Source organism: Alcaligenes sp. Me129 (assembly GCF_050487245.1).
Classification (GTDB): Bacteria; Pseudomonadota; Gammaproteobacteria; order Burkholderiales; family Burkholderiaceae_B; genus Alcaligenes; species Alcaligenes phenolicus.
Genome location: NZ_JBKQGX010000010.1, coordinates 97,153 through 113,616, shown reverse-complemented (window position 1 = coordinate 113,616; position 16,464 = coordinate 97,153). Strand labels below are relative to the sequence as shown.

The window sequence follows — 16,464 nt, the reverse complement described above, 5'->3', positions numbered from 1 at the left end:
CTCATGCCGGCTCTTGCCACAGACTTGTCGAGAACAGCACTCAGGACTTTCATCTGGTTCTGGAAGGTCGGGCAAGCTCAGAAATAATGCGCGCCAGCTTCTGCGCCGCTTCCTTCATTTGCTCGGGACTGAATGCGCTCAAACCCAGAATCAGTCCCGAAGGCCCCTGCCCAGCGTGATACATGGGTGAGACGGGACGCACTGCCACGCCTTCCTTCATGGCCCGCTGCGCCACCACCACATCATCAACCGGCGAGGCCAGCCACAAGACGGAATGCATGCCTTGATCGCTTGGCTGCAAGCTGGCCAAGTCACTGGGCAAAACCTCGCGCACAATCTCAAAAAGGTGGTTACGACATTGGGTGTAGATCCCGCGCATACGCCGAATATGGCGCTCCAGATGCCCCTCTGAAATAAAGCTGGCCAAGACATGCTGGTCTGCACTGGGCGGATGCCGATCCAGCAGAACGCGCGCTCCGCAAAAAGCCTGGACCAACTGCGGCGGCACAATCGCATAGCCCAGGCGCAGCGAGGGAAACAACACCTTGCTGAAGGTCCCCAGATAGACCACTCGCTCCGGGTCCAGGCCCTGCAAGGAAGGAAAGGGATGGCCACTGTAGCGGAACTCGCTGTCGTAATCATCTTCGACAATCCAGGCGGACCTGTCGCGTGCCCAGGCCAACAAGGCATTGCGCCGCGCCATGCTCATGGGCATGCCCAAAGGATATTGATGCGAGGGAGTGACAAAGGCAAGCCGCGCATCTGCTTGCAAACGTATGCCCGCAGCCACATCCAGCCCCTCTTCATCCACAGGTACACGAACCATACGTTCCGGCGAACCTATCGTATTCAAGATCGCGGTAATACCGGGATAGGCGGGGTTCTCTACCCAGGCAAAATCCTGCCTGCCCATCAACACCAAACAAGCCAGAAACAAGCCCTGCTGTGTACCCGTCGTCACAATGACCTGCTCCGCCTCGCAGCGCACCGAGCGTGACCGGCGCACGTACTCTGCAATAGCCTCTCGTAATGGCAAGGCGCCTTGAGGGTCCCCATAACCACCCGGCGCGCCCTGACCATGGGCCCTCAAGCGATTCCCCAAGCGTCGCCAGATGGGGCCTGGCGCGGCGGCACCCAAGGGGATCGACACGGCAAACGGGGCAGAGGGCAAAGGCTGAAATTGAGCCGCAACCGTATTGAATGGCTGGGCGGCAAGTGGTGCAGGCTGGGCAGGCAGCGATGCCGTCCTGCGCTTCTTCGGCCTTGTTTCGGGATTGGCCAGCGAGTGAGCGATGTAAGTGCCTACGCCCGGCGAGGACTCCAGAAAACCTTCGGCAATCAGTTGCTCGAAAGCCTCTACGACCGTGCCGCGGGCGACACCCAGGGACGCTGCCAAGGCTCGTGTGGAGGGCAAGGATTCACCCGGCTTGAGCGCACCGTTTTTTACTGCTTCGCGCAACTTCTGCGCCAACTGACGGCCCAGGCCCCCTGTACTTCGGTCCAGTTCGCCAAGGGAAGGAACCTTTGGATTATGAGCAGTACGAGACATGAATTGTGGTCCATAAAAATAGCGCCAAACTGGTCCAGATCAATGATCCAGAATAGACCAATAATAGACACATTGATCCTGAATCCCAAGCCAAGAAAGACAACGATGTATATCCCCGCTCACTTCAATGAATCCCGGCCTGAACCACTGCACGAGCTGATCGCCCAGCATCCCCTGGGCATTCTGATCGCCCATGGCAAAAGCGGATTAAGCGCGAATCACCTGCCCTTCATGCTGCATCCCCAGGAAGGTGCACAAGGAGTACTGCACTGCCACGTCGCCAGAAACAATCCCGTCTGGCAAGACCTGGAAAACGGCGACGAAGTGATGGTGATATTCCGTGCAGGAGACGCCTACATCTCCCCACAGTGGTTTCCAAGCAAACTGGAAACACACAAGCAAGTCCCGTCCTGGAACTACATCGTGGTACACGCCTATGGGCGAGTAAGAATACGCGATGAAGAACGCTATGTTCGCGGTGCCGTGGCACGTTTGACCCGCATCCACGAAGCCAGCCAGCCCGTGCCCTGGAAGATGACGGATGGCCCCAAGGACTATATCGACGCCATGCTGAAAGCCATTGTCGGAATTGAAATCGAGATCACTCGGCTGATCGGCAAAACCAAGCTGAGCCAGAATAAGGAGGCTCGGGATGTGGAGGCCGCATCAGCAGCATTAATCAGCCAGGGAGATCATTTCATTGGCAGTGCGATGCAGGCGGTGGCAGTAGACAAACGGGCACAAGAGGCCACGAAATAAGCAAGGGGACGGCCAACTGCAAAGTACGAACCACCCCGCTCGGACTATCCCCTTCTTGCTACTTATAATGTGACATCGTGCACCGGGACACCCTCCCCCCTTCCCCGGTGCATTACAAGGTCAAGAATATGAGAAGTGATAGTCGGCTCTCCCGCATGCTGCATGTTTTGCTGCACATGGCCAGGCACGATCAGCCATTTACCTCCGAGCAAATCGCCACCATGCTCAGCACCAATCCTGTGGTCGTCCGACGCACCATGGCCGGCTTGCGCAAGGCGGGCTACGTGCGCTCCGAGAAAGGGCACGGGGGCGGCTGGACGCTAAGCTGTGATCTGCAAGAAGTCACGCTGCTGGACATACACAAGGCGGTTGGGGGACCGCGTATCTTCTTTATCGGCCACGAGAACGAGAACCCAAGCTGCGGTGTCGCCAAAGTGGTTAACGCCGCCTTGGGCGATGTGCTCAAGGAAGCGGAAGCCCTGGTCATGCAAAGGCTGGAAGCCATCCCCCTGGCAGAGCTATTGGCCGAGTTTGAGCAGCTCTATAAGGCAGAAATGGCAGAGCTGGACAGGAAAATGGCAGAGCAATAATCCGCAGGCTCTGCTTGGTTCAGGGCAGAATCAATACAAGAGCAAAGGCTGAGCAATTAGGCCTGATCATCCGCATAGGCTACCCAACCCCGGAACGAGAGCCCAGCATAGAACAAGGCTGGTGACGAGAACCCGGCCTCCCGCAACAAACTCTCTTCCTCCTGCGGGCTTAACAGCGTCAAATGCCGGGCCATATTTGATGCAGAACCTATCGCTTCCGCCGTAGTTTCCGTCCCTGTAGCAAAGGCGATGGATCGGGCTAGCCAGTCCTCAGTTGCCCCCTCCTCTGGCCGACAATGATGGGCCACCACAAGCGCCGCCCCCGGTTTCAAGCGTGCGAGCAAGGACTTCAACAGCGACAAGCGCTCTGCTTTTGACAAGAAATGCAGAGTCAGCAGACAAGTAGCACCATCAAACAGCTCCAGCGGTGCATCGTCCACATAGCCTGGTATCAAATCCACTTGCGAGCCCAAAGGCCCTAGCACCTGGGCTGCCAGATCCAGCATGGCTTGCGAGGGATCGACTCCCGCAAAAGACCAATCTGGACGGACTTGCGCAAAAGACTTCAACTCCAGCCCGCCACCTGCTGCCAGAACCAGAATCCTGGCATTGCTCTTTGCTCGTTCGGAAAGCAGGATCAAGGCCATGCGATGAAGATCATGGAAGCCAGGAATGCGCTGTGGTGTTGTATCGGCATACCGGGCGACCAAGGCAGGATCGCTAAAGGGCTGGACGGAAGTGGGTGTTTTCATTGAAATCCTGAGCGAGTGGTAAGCAATGGCATGGATACACCCTATGCCATTACTCGGTCTGCGTGGAGTTTGGCGCTGGACATTGCTCTGGCCTCATGCAGCCTTTTCCGAGCTGGCTCCAGCCTGCTCCGCCAAGCCATAAATCAAGGAATGATGTGCCCCACCCGCCGCCATTACCCCCGCGGCGGCTGCGAGGGTGGCATTAGCCATGGGACTGGCAGCATCACCCGCCGCAAACACACCCGGCACGGACGTGTGCTGCATGGGGTCCACAGCAATAAAAGACCCCGTAGGGCCCGCTGTCAGCTTGCAACCCAGCTGTATGGCCAGGTCACTGGCCAGCTCTGTTTTGGGCGCTACAAACAGGCCGGAAATAGCCACGATTCTGCCATCCTGCAAACGCACTGCCTCCAGCCCAGGCTTGCTTCCCAACAGCTCTGCAATCGGTGTCTTTTCGATCTGCACGCCACGCGCTGTCAGTTGGACTTCCTGCTCTGCACTCGGTGTAAATGCAGCTTGAGTAAACAACGTGGTCGGCCCCCAATCTGGCACCAGCATGGCTTGATGTATAGCCAGCTCGCTGCTGGCCAACACACCCAACGGCTGCTGGTTCAGCTCAAAGCCATGGCAATAAGGACAATGCAGCACGCTGCTGCCCCAACGCTCCTGCACACCGGGAATATCAGGCAAGCTGTCCTTGACGCCAGTGGCCAGAATCAGGCGACTCGCACGGACTGTCTGGGCGTCCTCGGTCAATAGCTGAAACCCACCCTCAATGGCATGAACCTCCACAGCACGCCCGGCTCGCTGCTCGACCGTCTCGTACTTCGCAAGCTGAAGTTTTGTCGTCGCCATGATGGCCGCCGGAGCCTGCCCGTCTTGCCCCAGAAAACCATGAGAGGCCTGGGCAAAGCGATTCCGGGGCTGTCCCGCGTCCAATAAAAGTACGCGCCGCCGCGCCCGACCCAATTGAATCGCCGCAGCCTGACCCGCAAAACTGCCACCGACGATGATGATGTCGAAGTCCATAAATTCACCTTCTCTTTAACGTATCTTTTCATGTTACGTATTAGAGAAAAACAGGTCAACTCATGGAACTATGTTTGTTACGATTTTGATTCGGGAATAGGAAGAGAGGCGTTACGCCATGCTGAACACAGCGCAACGCATATAAAGAATGCCGTTCAGGCAGCGGCCTCGGCTACCGCTTTGCGCACGGCTTCACGCGCCCCTACCCGCTCCAGATAAGCACTTAGTTTGGGAAATTGGCTCATATCGACTGCATCCCCCTCCAGCCAACCACCTACTGTATACAGATAAGCATCAGCTACGCTGAACTGATCGCCCAACACCCAGGGACCCACAATCAAGGACTCCAGATAAGCCGCACAAACCGTCATGTTCTGCGGCACCTTGGCGCGCATGGCTTCTTCCGCCGCTGGATCATCTGCCCAACGAGAGCCACGGCGCTTATGTGCGTGGGCCACATGCACCGTGGACGCCAGATAGCTATGCAGCTCCTGCATACGGGCGAATCCAAAAGGATCATTCACAGGCGCCAGCTTGGCATCCGGAAAGCTCTGCGCCACAAAAGCCAGCAAAGCCGGAGTTTCCGTCAAAGCCCCCTGCTCTGTCACCAGTGCCGGCACACGCCCCTTGGGATTGACCCGCAGAAACTCCGGGCTTTGCTGTTGATTCGCACCAAAATCCAGCTTGACCACATCAAAGTCAGCCCCTGCTTCATGCAGTGCAATATGAGTTGCAAGCGCGCAGGTCCCTGGCGCGGAATAGAACACCCAACGAGACATGTCGATCTCCTTTTGTCCATAAAACGAAAGGATCATTATGACGCTGAAGCCTTGTTGGGCAAGCAGAAAACAAAAAACCCAACAGCCGTTAAGCTGTTGGGTTTCTTGGGATATCTTGGTGGAGTCGGGGGGAATTGAACCCCCGTCCGCAAGCCGTCCACAGACAGTTCTACATGTGTAGTCAATTAATTTTAAGTTTTAACCTTGGACTGTGCCAATTGACAGGCCTTTCCTTGGCGATCCACTAAGTTTTAGAACCGGACTTCGTGGCGCAGGCCGATTCGATTCTTTGTAAATAACACTGCTGTAGGTTGCCCTACCTAACCCAAAGACAAATTAGTGCAGTGGCCCAGCCTTAAGCGGCTAGAGCGAAACGCTCGTCGTTGGCGTTTGTAGTTTTCCAGTGGATTTACGAGCGTACTGGTGCTCGACACGCCCTGATCTGCTTCTTGACCCACGTCGAAGCCATGTCGACCCCATGTGGATTAACAACCATATCACATCGGCTACAAAATGTATAGCACCTGATGCTAGAATAACCCTCTTCCGCGCTCTGGCTGAGTCCTCGCCAGAGCGTTTTTCACGTACTTCACGCCTACCCATTTGTTTGGAGTCGCTTTTCATGGCCCATCCCGCCAATCAAGCCAGAGGCCCATTAGGCTTTATCCTGCACGGCAGTCTTGTTACTCAAATTGTGATCGGTTTGGTCGCCGGTATTTTGCTGGGACGCTTTGCTCCCGATGCCGCGCACTCGATCGCCCTGCTGGGCCAATTATTTGTCTCTGCCTTGAAGTCGGTTGCGCCGATTCTGGTGTTTGTTCTGGTGATGTCTTCCATTGCCAACCAAAAAGCCCAGTCCTCCACCCGCATGGGTCCTATTTTGCTCTTGTACGTGCTGGGCACCTTCCTGGCTGCACTGATTGCCGTAATCGCCAGCTTCGCCTTCCCCGTCAAGCTCAAGCTGGATCTGGCCGATGCCACCTTGAACCCTCCTGGCAATATCGTTGAGGTATTGCTGGATCTGCTGACCAGCATTGTGGTGAACCCGGTTGATGCCTTGCTCAACGCCAACTACATGGGCATTTTGGCCTGGGCTATTGCTCTGGGCCTGGCGCTGAAACACGGCTCGCAAGGTTCTCGCGACCTGCTGACCGATATGGCCAATGCCGTGTCGTCCTTGGTGCGCCTGGTCATTCGCTTTGCGCCGCTAGGTATTTTTGGTCTGGTAGCCGTCACCATTGCCGAGTCCGGCTTTGATGCGCTGCGCCAATACGGTTTGCTGCTGCTCGTGTTGGTAGGCTGCATGTTGGTGGTGGCTCTGGTCGTCAACCCCTTGATCGTGTTTGCCAAGCTTCGTCGCAACCCCTACCCGCTGGTATTCACCTGCCTGCGTGAAAGCGGTATCACAGCCTTTTTCACCCGCAGTTCTGCGGCCAACATCCCTGTGAACATGGCTTTGTGCGAACGCCTGGGCCTGCATAAAGATACCTACTCGGTTTCAATTCCACTGGGTGCCACCATCAATATGGCCGGTGCTGCCGTCACGATTACCGTCTTGACGCTGGCTGCGGTGCACACACTGGAAATCCCGGCTGACCTGCCTACCGCCCTGTTGCTGAGCCTGGTGGCTACCATTGCTGCTTGCGGTGCGTCTGGCGTGGCCGGTGGCTCTTTGCTGCTGATTCCACTAGCATGCAATATGTTCGGAATTTCCAACGATGTCGCCATGCAAGTGGTTGGCGTAGGCTTTGTGATTGGAGTGGTACAAGACTCGGTAGAAACGGCCTTGAACTCCTCGACCGACGTGCTGTTTACCGCTGCGGCAACACTCGAACCAGGCCGTGCCTGATTTGATATCTTGACGCACAAGGGGCCAGCCATTCAGGCTGGCCTTTTTTGTAGGCCGATCAAGCAACGCCTGATTGCCTCAGCCCAAGTACCCGCCGCCATGCTTGAGTGCGCAGGCACTCAATGCTTCTGCAATCAGACTCTTACCAAGGAATCTTCGTGGATTTAGCCAGCCTTTCTCTGTATATCGTTGCAGTATCGGCCGTCACTGTCATGCCGGGTCCCACCATGCTGCTTGCCTTGAACAATGGTGCACATGGCGGCAAACGGATCGCAGCATGCGGTATTGCGGGTGCGGCGCTCTCGGACCTGATTCTGATTGCTGCTGTCGGCTGTGGACTGGGCGCGCTGCTGCTTGCCTCCGAGCAGCTTTTCACAGTGGTGAAGTGGATAGGTGCGGCGTATCTGCTCTATCTGGCCTATGGTCTCTGGCACGCTCCGGTCAGCTCTATCCAGACAGACACTCCCACGGAAAAAGTTCGGACGGGTCGCGCGGCTTTTCTGCGATCTTTGCTGGTTGCCCTGTCCAACCCTAAAGCGCTGCTGTTCTTCTCTGCATTTTTGCCGCAATTCATTCGTCCGGAAGAAGCGATTGCCGTTCAGTACATCACACTGGCCTTGGTCACAGCCCTGATTGATATGGCTTTAATGACTGTCTACGCCGTGGGTGGCCATCACGCCATGCGGCTGCTTTCCGGCAAGGCTATGCGTTGGTTGAACCGGGCTTGTGCTGGCATGCTGGCAGGTCTGGGTATTGCGTTAAGTCTGTATCGACGCGGCAATGTCAACTGAAGATCGCAACCTCCAAGGAAAACAAGGGACCTGAATCGGTCCCTTTTTCTTATGTGCTGCAAGCCAGTCTTGCCTACCACAAGACTGCACCTCACCATCCGTGACGCTAGAGCAACAGGCCAAACGACAAACCGCAAACCCGTGCCAGGTCCTTTCACCCAGCGCCATGTTCAGGCTGATGGGATCGTATATCATCATTCAGATGGCCACCACGAATAGCCTGCTATGGGTTCAGAACAGCCATGTCTCACAAATTCCGGTTTGCCCCAGCGGCCAGCAGCCCAGCCTGAACCGGCACGATTTCCCTTCACCCCGAATCAACAAGGAGCCAAGATGAAGCGTATCTATTTAGCGGGTCCTGATGTGTTTTTCAGCGATGCCACCGAGCGTGCCAAGCTGCACAAGCAATTGGTACGAGACTTTGGCTTCAAGCCCTTGCATCCCGTTGATCAGGAAGAGATCGAGGCCTCGGCTATCTACCACCATAATATTCGTCTGCTGGACCAAGCCGATGCGGTTCTGGCCAACATCACGCCCTTTCGAGGCGCAGAGATTGATACCGGCACCGCTTTTGAAATCGGTTACGCCGTAGCCCAGGGCCTGCCTGTTTTTACCTACCGCTCTACCGCCGATACCGTTCTGGACACCGTACGCGAGCACTACAGCCCAGTTGTGCTGGACCCGGCCAGCCAGATCTGGCGTGATCGCAATGGTGCGCTGATCGAAGACTTTGGCCTGCCCTCGAACTTGATGGTGGCGATCAGCACGGAGTTTGTACACGGTTCCTTTACGGATGCCCTGATCGCCGCACAGGATTATTTCAAAGCTATTGGCTAATTCATTTTCGGAAAAAATACTGCTGATTAATCAATCACAAGCAGTCAAACAGAGTCAAAATTAAACGGTTTTCAGGGAAATTAAACGCATCTTGTACTCAGGTATGATGTGAACTTGAAATTCCCTGCCCGTACACAGGAACCACAATTGGTTCCCCGCAGCACCCCCTTTTCCTGAATCAAAAAAACAGGGCTATGCCCAACACCATGCCAGACACCAGCAACATCTCTTTTCTTGATCGTGTACGCGCCATTCTTAGTGATCTCCCCGCCTCCGAGCGACGTCTGGCCCAATTCACACTGGATTTCTCGGGTGATTTATCCAGCTACAACGCCTCGGAACTCGCCAGTCTGGCCCAAGTTTCCAATGCCACTGTCACACGTCTGATCCGTCGTCTGGAATACGCCAACTACGAAGCGGCGCGCAAGCAGATTCGCACGGAAAGAACGGATGACTCCTTCACCTCGGTCCACCAGCCGCTATCTCCGGGCGAGGCCGCCTTGCACTCACACTTGCAGGAAAGCTATAGCAAGCTGGGCAATACCTATCGGCATCTGTCCCATTCTGTTCTGCAGGAAGCCAGTCAGGCCATCAGCCGTGCGCGGCAGGTTTGGCTGGTGGGTTTGCAGGCAAACTACTTTCTGGCCGGGCATTTTTACTGGCATTTGTCCAAACTCATGCCGGGCGTACGGCTTATCCCCGGAGCGGGGCAAACCGTCTCCGACTACCTGGCCGACATTCAGCACCAGGATGTCGTGATTGTTTTTGATTTGCATCCACGCCCCAGCCAAATGCCGGAACTGATCGGACGCCTGGAAACACGCTGTACGGACATCGTGCTGATCACCGACCAGGATTACAAAGAGCGGCCCAAGACCCGCTGGTCCCTTCCCTGCCAGCCTGGGCCTGAAGCGCTGCCTGATAATTCGGTGGCCGTTGCCAGCCTGTCTCATCTGCTGCTGTCCGAAATACTGAAAGTACGTGGCGCTGATCGCCGTGATGAATCAGAACAAGAACTGGCCACCGCTGACGCGCTGTTTTGAACTAACAAAAAACTCCCTTTTCAAGCTCTGCGAGCCACTCAGAGCAGAAGAGACCAGCTCTTGTGCCTGTGCGTCTCCTGCATCATTTGCCCCGCCCAGCTAAACCAAGGCTCCAAAATCAGAGCCTTCTCCTCCCTCATCTACGACCAAAGTCGCCTGTTGGGAAAAGTTGATTCGTTCTATACATGCTGTACACAGAGCGCCCTCAAGCGCCAACTCTCTGTACACGCCGTGTTTAGAGAGCCTCGATGCCAAGAATCATCAAACCCCATAAGGAGACATAAGAATGAGCTCAGCCAATACTGTCGTGACGGCAGTAACTCAGCACCCTGCCTATCAAGAACTGCTTAGAAGACGCAACCGCATGAGCCTGATTTTTTTCGGCTTGACCGTGATTGTGTACGCCGGTTTTATCTTGACCCTGGCCTTTGACCCCGAACTTTTCAGCCGTTCTGTCGGTTCCATGACCATGACCATTGGCGTACTTAGCGCCGCCATTGTGCTCATTAGTGCCGTCGTCCTGGTGTCCACCTTCGTCTACATTTCCAACAAGGTGTATGACCCCTTGCTGGCTCAAATCATGAAGGACGTGACATGAAGAAACTACTTCTGAGCCTGGGCCTGTTTGGCATGGCCAGTGGCAATGCCATGGCAGCCTCTTCCGGCCAGGCCAATACCTCTGCCATTGTGATGTTCCTGATCTTTATTGCCGGGACCATGGTCATTACCTGGTGGGCAGCCCGCCGTACACGCACCACGTCCGACTTTTACACCGCCGGTGGCGGTTTGACCGGCTTTCAAAACGGCCTGGCAATTGCCGGGGACTATCTGTCCGCCGCTTCTTTCCTGGGGATTGCGGGCATGGTCTACGTCAGCGGTTTCGACGGCATGATTTACGCCATCGGCTTCATGTTCGGCTGGCCGGTTGTGATGTTCCTGATTGCAGAGCGCCTGCGCAATCTGGGCCGCTACAACTTTGCCGACGTCACCTCGTTTCGCCTGTCGCAAAACCCCATGCGGATTCTGGCGGCCAGTGCCTCCCTATTGATCATCGCCCTGTACCTGATCGCGCAAATGGTCGGCGCTGGCAAGCTGATCGTGCTGCTGTTTGGTCTGGACTACAACGTGGCCGTGGTGATTGTAGGTTCGCTGATGATGATTTACGTCACCTTTGGCGGCATGACGGCCACCACCTGGGTGCAAATCATCAAGGCCGTACTGATGTTGTTCGGTGCCACGCTGATGACAATTCTGGTTCTGGCAGCATTCTACTGGGATGTGGACAGCATGCTGGCCGCTGCCGTGGAAACACACCCTACCGGACACGCCATTCTTGAGCCCGGCGCTGCCGTCAGCAGCAACCCGCTGAACGTGCTGTCCCTGGGTATTGCACTGGCCTTCGGTACCGCAGGTCTGCCCCATATCCTGATGCGCTTCTTCACCGTGGCGGACGCCAAGGAAGCCCGCAAATCCGTGATCTACGCCAGCAGCTTTATTGGTTACTTCTACCTGCTGACCTTCATCATCGGTTTCGGTGCGATTGCCTTGCTGGTCAAGCATCCCGAGTACTTCCAGACGGGTCCGGACGGCTCCTTCAATATGCTGACCAACCTGATTGGCGGCACCAATATGGTGGCGGTGCACCTGGCCAATGCAGTAGGCGGCAACCTGTTGCTGGGCTTCCTGGCAGCAGTTACCTTCGCCACGATTGTGGCCGTGGTTGCAGGCTTGGCCTTGGCCGGTGCCGCCGCCATTTCGCATGACCTGTACGCCAACGTCATTGCCAAAGGCCGCGCCACCGAAAAAGACCAGATGCGCATTTCGCGTATCTCCACAGTGGTGTTGGGTGTGCTGGCGATTTTGCTGGGCATTATCTTTGAAAACCAGAACGTCGCCTTCATGGTGGGCCTTGCCTTTGCCATTGCAGCCAGTGCCAACTTCCCGGTCCTGGTGCTGTCGATTGCCTGGCGTGGCTGCACCACGCGTGGTGCCACCATTGGCGGTTTTCTGGGCCTGGTCACCGCCACAGTGTGGGTGGTCCTGAGCAGCACGGTGTGGGTCGATGTATTCGGTTTTGCCGAGCCCATCACCCCCTTCCCTAACCCTGGCATCCTGTCCATTCCGCTGGCTTTCTTCTCGATCTGGCTGTTCTCGACCCTGGATAACAGCGCCCGCGCTACCCAGGAACGCGAAGCCTTCGAGGCTCTGACCGTACGCAGTCAAACCGGTATTGGTGCTGCCAGCGCCAGCGCTCACTAAACCTTTTCAACGCTGACTTAATCAGCACGCAGGGACAAAAAACAGGGCATTTCGGTGCCCTGTTTTTACTGATGTGCAGCTCATCCTGGCAGGCACCATTACAGATACTTGAACATGGCATAATCCCCACATGAATGAACTGCTCATTGCTGACGATCACCCACTATTTCGTGAGGCGTTACGAGGCGTCGTCGCCAACCTGTTTCCCGGCACGGCCATCTACGAAGCGGATCGTATCTCCAATTTGTATCCCCTGGTCGACGACCATCCTGACGCCGATTTGCTCTTGCTGGATCTGGATATTCCAGGGGCAATCGGTTTCAGCGCTTTAGTCCATTTACGCGCGACCTACCCCTGCCTGCCCATCATTCTGGTCACCGCCCATGAAGAGGCACGCTTCATGCGCCGCGCCATGGATCACGGAGCCATGGGCTTCATCCCAAAATCGATTGATGCACAGACGCTGGGCGTAGCCCTGCAGGTGGTTCTGGATGGTGGCACCTGGTTGCCGGAAATCGGCTCTTCCTCTCCGGGCATCAGCCTGGACGAACGGGAGGTCGCGGCGAAATTGCGCGAGCTGACACCGCAACAATTTCGCGTTCTGCAAATGCTCAGCACCGGGCAACTGAACAAGCAAATTGCCTACGAACTGAATGTCTCGGAAGCCACCATCAAGGCACACATGACGGCCATCCTGCGCAAGCTGGGTGCTTCCAATCGTACTCAGGCCGTCTTGATGGCCAGTCATCTTGGCCTGAACCAGGACGAATCCCAGGACGCTAATACGTTTTAATTTGCGCGGTCAGAAAAGCTCGCAGCGAAGCGGGCTTTACCGGCTTGGTCAGCACCAGATAGCCATATTGTCGAGCCGCCGCTTTCAGCTCGTCGCTACCATCCGCCGTCAACAAAGCGCCTTGCGCATGAGGCAGATGCAAACGCAATAGTTGCAGTGCCTGCAAGCCGTCCAGCCTATCATGCAAGTGATAATCCACCAGCAAGACATCGGGACTCAAGGCAATTTTCTCCAAAGCGCTATCTACCGTATTGGCGGTGATAATTTGTGCTCCCCAACGCCCCAGCAGCACTTCCATACCCGCAATAATATCCAGATCGTTATCCAGACACAGCACACGCAAGCCTGTTAAAGGCAAGCCATCGGCAGGCTTGCTGGACTCGTTATTTTGCTGACTGCTGGCCTGCGTAGCGTCACTCAAAGGAACGCGAATGGAGAACATGCTGCCACGCCCCACTTCGGATCGAACATCCAGCGTATGCCCCAACAAGACCGCAATACGTTGGCAAATGGACAGGCCCAAGCCCAGGCCACGGCCATCCCAATCGAAGGCTTGTTCATAGCGATGAAACTCCGCATAAATCTGCTGAATATGATGTGGCGGGATACCTTGGCCTGAGTCCCAGACCTGAAACTCCAGCTCCTCGCCCCGGACACGCACGCCAAACACCACTCGTCCTTCCTGGGTGTAGCGCAAGGCATTGGCCAGGAAATTCTGCAGCACGCGCCGCAGCAGACGATGGTCGCTATACACCTGCAAAGGTCGAGCATGAATCCGCAACTGGATACCACGTCGTGCAGCCATAGGAGCGTATTGGTCTGCCAAATGCTGCAGCAGATGCTGCACATTGATCACGCCCAGATCCGGCTTCAAGGCTCCGGCATCCAGACGGGAAATATCCAGCAGGCCTTCCAGCAACTCCTCCGCCGTACGCAAAGAGGTATCGACTCGTTCGGCCAGATTGGGCATCTCCGCCAGGTCATGCGTATCGCGCAAGGCCGACGCAAACAGACGTGCCGCGTTAATCGGTTGCAGCACATCGTGGCTGACGGCCGTCAGGAATCGGGTACGAGACTCCTGAGCTTTTTCCGCCTCCTGCGTACGCACCGCGACACGCTGCTCCAGGCTGTCGTTCATCTCTCGCAGCTCGCGCTCCACGCGCTTGTAGTGCGTGATATCGCTATAGCTGGTGACATAACCGCCGCCCGGCAAAGGCCGCCCCCGCAGCTCGATCACCTGCTTGTCATTCAACATACGCTGAGTCACATAGGAAGAGCCTTCGCGCATAAACTGAATACGACGTTCTATAGCTTGTTCCACCCCTATGCTTTCCACGCCATCGACCTTGCCCCGCTCGGCATTAAAGCGAATCAGATCCGCCACGGACCTCCCCACGTACAACATGCTGGGCGGGTAATCGAATAACTGCTGATAGCGCTGGTTCCAGGCGACCAGCCGCATGTCCGCATCCACCACACTGACACCCTGATCAATGTTCTCCAGGGTGGCCAGCAAAATATCCCGATTGAAACGCAGTTCCTGCCCCGCCTCATCCAGCACGGCCATGATGGCAGCCACCTCCATGCCCGAACCACGCAAGGCGCTGGTCAGCACCAGGCGCGCGGACGCGGCCCCCACCGCAGCTGCCAGCAATAGCTCCGTGAAATGCACCCAGGAACTATCCGCCCGCAAACCAGGCTCCAGCGATTGCTTGGCCTGTCTGGCCTGCGTTTCAAAAGCCCGCTTCGCCATTTTTTTACCAACGATACGCTCTGCCAAAAGCAGCAAATCCTGGACCGACAAATCCCCATAAGAATGACGGGCCGCCAAGGTCTGCCGCTCCGCATAAGGATTAAGAAACGGTTCGGCCCGCAAGCGCTCTCCCAAGCCCGGACGCCGGCGCCAGGACACCCACAAAAAGGCGCTGATATTGCACAGCAGGGACCAGAAAGTGCCATGTGTCAGCGGGTCCCAGCCCTCTACGCCAAAAAGTTGATAAGGGCGCAGCCAGGACAGGCCAAATGGCCCGTGATACAACCAATCATCCGCCAGCCAGCCCACCTCGGTCAGCGTCGGCAAAAGCAAGGTATAGACCCAGATGGCAAAGCCCAATAGCAGTCCGGCCTCTACGCCCTGTCGACTGGCACCGCGCCAATACAAACCACCAATCAAGCCCGGCCCAAACTGCGCAACCGCCACAAAGGCCATCAGCCCATAAGCGGCCAGGGTCGTATCGCTGCCACTGAGCATGTAATAGCCGTAAGCCACACCCGCCAGCGCCATGATGGCGACACGGCGTATCCATAGCACTGTGGAAGCCACCGTACTTTGCTGATACTGCGCCCAGCCACGACGCAGCAGCAAAGGCATCACCAAGTCATTACTGACCATGGTTGAGAGCGCCACACTGGTCACAATGACCATGCCTGTTGCGGCCGAAAAACCGCCTATGTAAACCATCAAGGCCAAGCCAACCTGGTTTTGCGACAGGGGCAAGGCCAGCACAAAACTATCCGGCGCCACGCCCTCGCCCCCAACGCCAAACAGGCTGACACCTGCCGCAGCAATAGGCAAGACCATGACGCTGACCACCAGCAGATACGCCCCAAACAACCAGCGCGCCCGCCGTATATCCACCACGTCCCCACATTCCACAATGGCCACATGGAACTGACGGGGCAAACAAATAATCGCGGCAAAGGCCAGCAAGGTTTGACCGACAAAACCCACCGGCGGACTGTTCTCGAACAGTGTGCTGACGGCCCCCACCATATTCAGTTCAGTCTTGCCAAACCAGCGAAAGGCGAACAGGCCAACCGCCACCAAGGCCACCAGTTTCACCACGGACTCAAAGGCCACGGCCAGCATCAAACCCGGTCTATGCTCGGTCGCGTCCACCTGGCGTGTTCCAAACAGAATAGAAAACAAGGCCATCAAAATCGCGACATACAAGGCCGGATCACCAAACAGCCCGGCGTGAAACTCGGTCCCGGCCAGCACACTCAAACTCAAGGCCACCGCCTTGTATTGCAGGGCCAGATACGGCACGGCCGCCACCACGGCAATCCCCGCCACCATGGCCGCCAAGCGCTGCGAGCGCCCATAACGACTGGCCATGAAGTCCGCAATGGAAACCGTGTTCTGGGATTGAGCCACCAGCGCCAGACGTTCAATAATCCGCCAGCCAAACAGCAGCATCAGCATGGGGCCAAGATAAATAGGCAGAAAACCAATGCCATAGCGCACGGCCGACCCGACCGCGCCGTAAAACGTCCACGACGAACAGTACACAGCCAGGGCCAGGCTGTAGACCGTAGGTCGCAACCAGGGGCGCTGGGTATACAAAGGATTCCTGTCCCCGAACCAGGCAATGGCGAACAAAATTGCGGCGTAAATCAACGAGGCCAACACCACCCAGGCTGGCGTCATCTGC

14 protein-coding genes and 1 other RNA gene are annotated in these 16,464 nt (G+C 56.4%); 9 read left to right on the top strand and 6 right to left on the bottom strand.

Annotated elements, in window-relative coordinates; translation table 11 throughout:
- Positions 1–49 precede the first annotated feature (49 nt).
- A complete protein-coding gene (pdxR, locus tag ACLPGZ_RS12295) occupies positions 50–1,549 on the bottom strand; it encodes a MocR-like pyridoxine biosynthesis transcription factor PdxR (RefSeq protein ID WP_239054454.1) in 1,500 nt (499 codons plus the stop codon).
- 105 nt (positions 1,550–1,654) lie between these two features.
- Here pdxR and ACLPGZ_RS12290 point away from each other — a divergent pair, with 105 nt between their 5' ends.
- Together ACLPGZ_RS12290 and ACLPGZ_RS12285 are read left to right on the top strand one after the other, a co-directional pair.
- Positions 1,655–2,308, top strand: coding sequence for an FMN-binding negative transcriptional regulator (locus ACLPGZ_RS12290; protein WP_239054455.1), 654 nt, complete (start codon positions 1,655–1,657; stop codon positions 2,306–2,308).
- A gap of 128 nt (positions 2,309–2,436) precedes the next feature.
- Positions 2,437–2,898 carry an Rrf2 family transcriptional regulator gene (locus tag ACLPGZ_RS12285; RefSeq protein WP_088452992.1) on the top strand — a complete coding sequence of 154 codons (462 nt, stop codon included), beginning with the start codon at positions 2,437–2,439 and terminating at the stop codon, positions 2,896–2,898.
- Positions 2,899–2,954: 56 nt separating this feature from the next.
- On the opposite strand, the gene ACLPGZ_RS12280 is transcribed toward ACLPGZ_RS12285, so the two are convergent.
- From ACLPGZ_RS12280 to ssrA, 4 genes are all read right to left on the bottom strand, one after another.
- On the bottom strand, positions 2,955–3,650 hold the full coding sequence (locus ACLPGZ_RS12280; protein ID WP_239054456.1) for a class I SAM-dependent methyltransferase: 696 nt from the start codon (positions 3,648–3,650) through the stop codon (positions 2,955–2,957).
- A 93-nt stretch (positions 3,651–3,743) separates the two neighbouring features.
- The gene (locus tag ACLPGZ_RS12275; protein ID WP_239054457.1) at positions 3,744–4,679 is read right to left on the bottom strand and encodes an NAD(P)/FAD-dependent oxidoreductase; all 936 of its coding nucleotides are present in this window, start codon (positions 4,677–4,679) and stop codon (positions 3,744–3,746) included.
- A gap of 155 nt (positions 4,680–4,834) precedes the next feature.
- A complete protein-coding gene (locus ACLPGZ_RS12270) occupies positions 4,835–5,458 on the bottom strand; it encodes a glutathione S-transferase family protein (RefSeq protein ID WP_035272643.1) in 624 nt (207 codons plus the stop codon).
- A 116-nt stretch (positions 5,459–5,574) separates the two neighbouring features.
- Positions 5,575–5,936: a transfer-messenger RNA gene (gene ssrA, locus ACLPGZ_RS12265) on the bottom strand.
- A gap of 144 nt (positions 5,937–6,080) precedes the next feature.
- Between ssrA and sstT the strand changes: the two genes are divergently transcribed.
- The 7 genes from sstT to ACLPGZ_RS12230 all read left to right on the top strand — a co-directional run bounded on the left by sstT (position 6,081) and on the right by ACLPGZ_RS12230 (position 13,030).
- On the top strand, positions 6,081–7,307 hold the full coding sequence (gene sstT / locus ACLPGZ_RS12260; RefSeq protein WP_239054458.1) for a serine/threonine transporter SstT: 1,227 nt from the start codon (positions 6,081–6,083) through the stop codon (positions 7,305–7,307).
- A 122-nt stretch (positions 7,308–7,429) separates the two neighbouring features.
- A complete protein-coding gene (locus tag ACLPGZ_RS12255) occupies positions 7,430–8,098 on the top strand; it encodes a LysE family translocator (protein WP_429641415.1) in 669 nt (222 codons plus the stop codon).
- Positions 8,099–8,431: 333 nt separating this feature from the next.
- Positions 8,432–8,935, top strand: coding sequence for a nucleoside 2-deoxyribosyltransferase (locus ACLPGZ_RS12250; RefSeq protein ID WP_009456284.1), 504 nt, complete (start codon positions 8,432–8,434; stop codon positions 8,933–8,935).
- A gap of 194 nt (positions 8,936–9,129) precedes the next feature.
- Positions 9,130–9,978: a MurR/RpiR family transcriptional regulator gene (locus ACLPGZ_RS12245; RefSeq protein ID WP_060186888.1), complete on the top strand. Its 849-nt coding sequence runs from the start codon at positions 9,130–9,132 to the stop codon at positions 9,976–9,978.
- Between the two features lie 286 nt (positions 9,979–10,264).
- Positions 10,265–10,576, top strand: coding sequence for a DUF485 domain-containing protein (locus ACLPGZ_RS12240; protein WP_009456280.1), 312 nt, complete (start codon positions 10,265–10,267; stop codon positions 10,574–10,576).
- A complete protein-coding gene (locus ACLPGZ_RS12235; protein ID WP_035272637.1) occupies positions 10,573–12,237 on the top strand; it encodes a cation acetate symporter in 1,665 nt (554 codons plus the stop codon). The genes ACLPGZ_RS12240 and ACLPGZ_RS12235 overlap by 4 nt, the downstream gene beginning before the upstream one ends.
- A 130-nt stretch (positions 12,238–12,367) precedes the next feature.
- Positions 12,368–13,030 carry a response regulator transcription factor gene (locus tag ACLPGZ_RS12230; RefSeq protein WP_035272636.1) on the top strand — a complete coding sequence of 221 codons (663 nt, stop codon included), beginning with the start codon at positions 12,368–12,370 and terminating at the stop codon, positions 13,028–13,030.
- Here ACLPGZ_RS12230 and ACLPGZ_RS12225 read toward each other — a convergent pair.
- Entirely contained in the window at positions 13,017–16,460 is a 3,444-nt protein-coding gene (locus tag ACLPGZ_RS12225; RefSeq protein WP_022983262.1) for a hybrid sensor histidine kinase/response regulator, read from the bottom strand. The genes ACLPGZ_RS12230 and ACLPGZ_RS12225 overlap by 14 nt on opposite strands.
- Between the last annotated feature and the right edge of the window lie 4 nt (positions 16,461–16,464).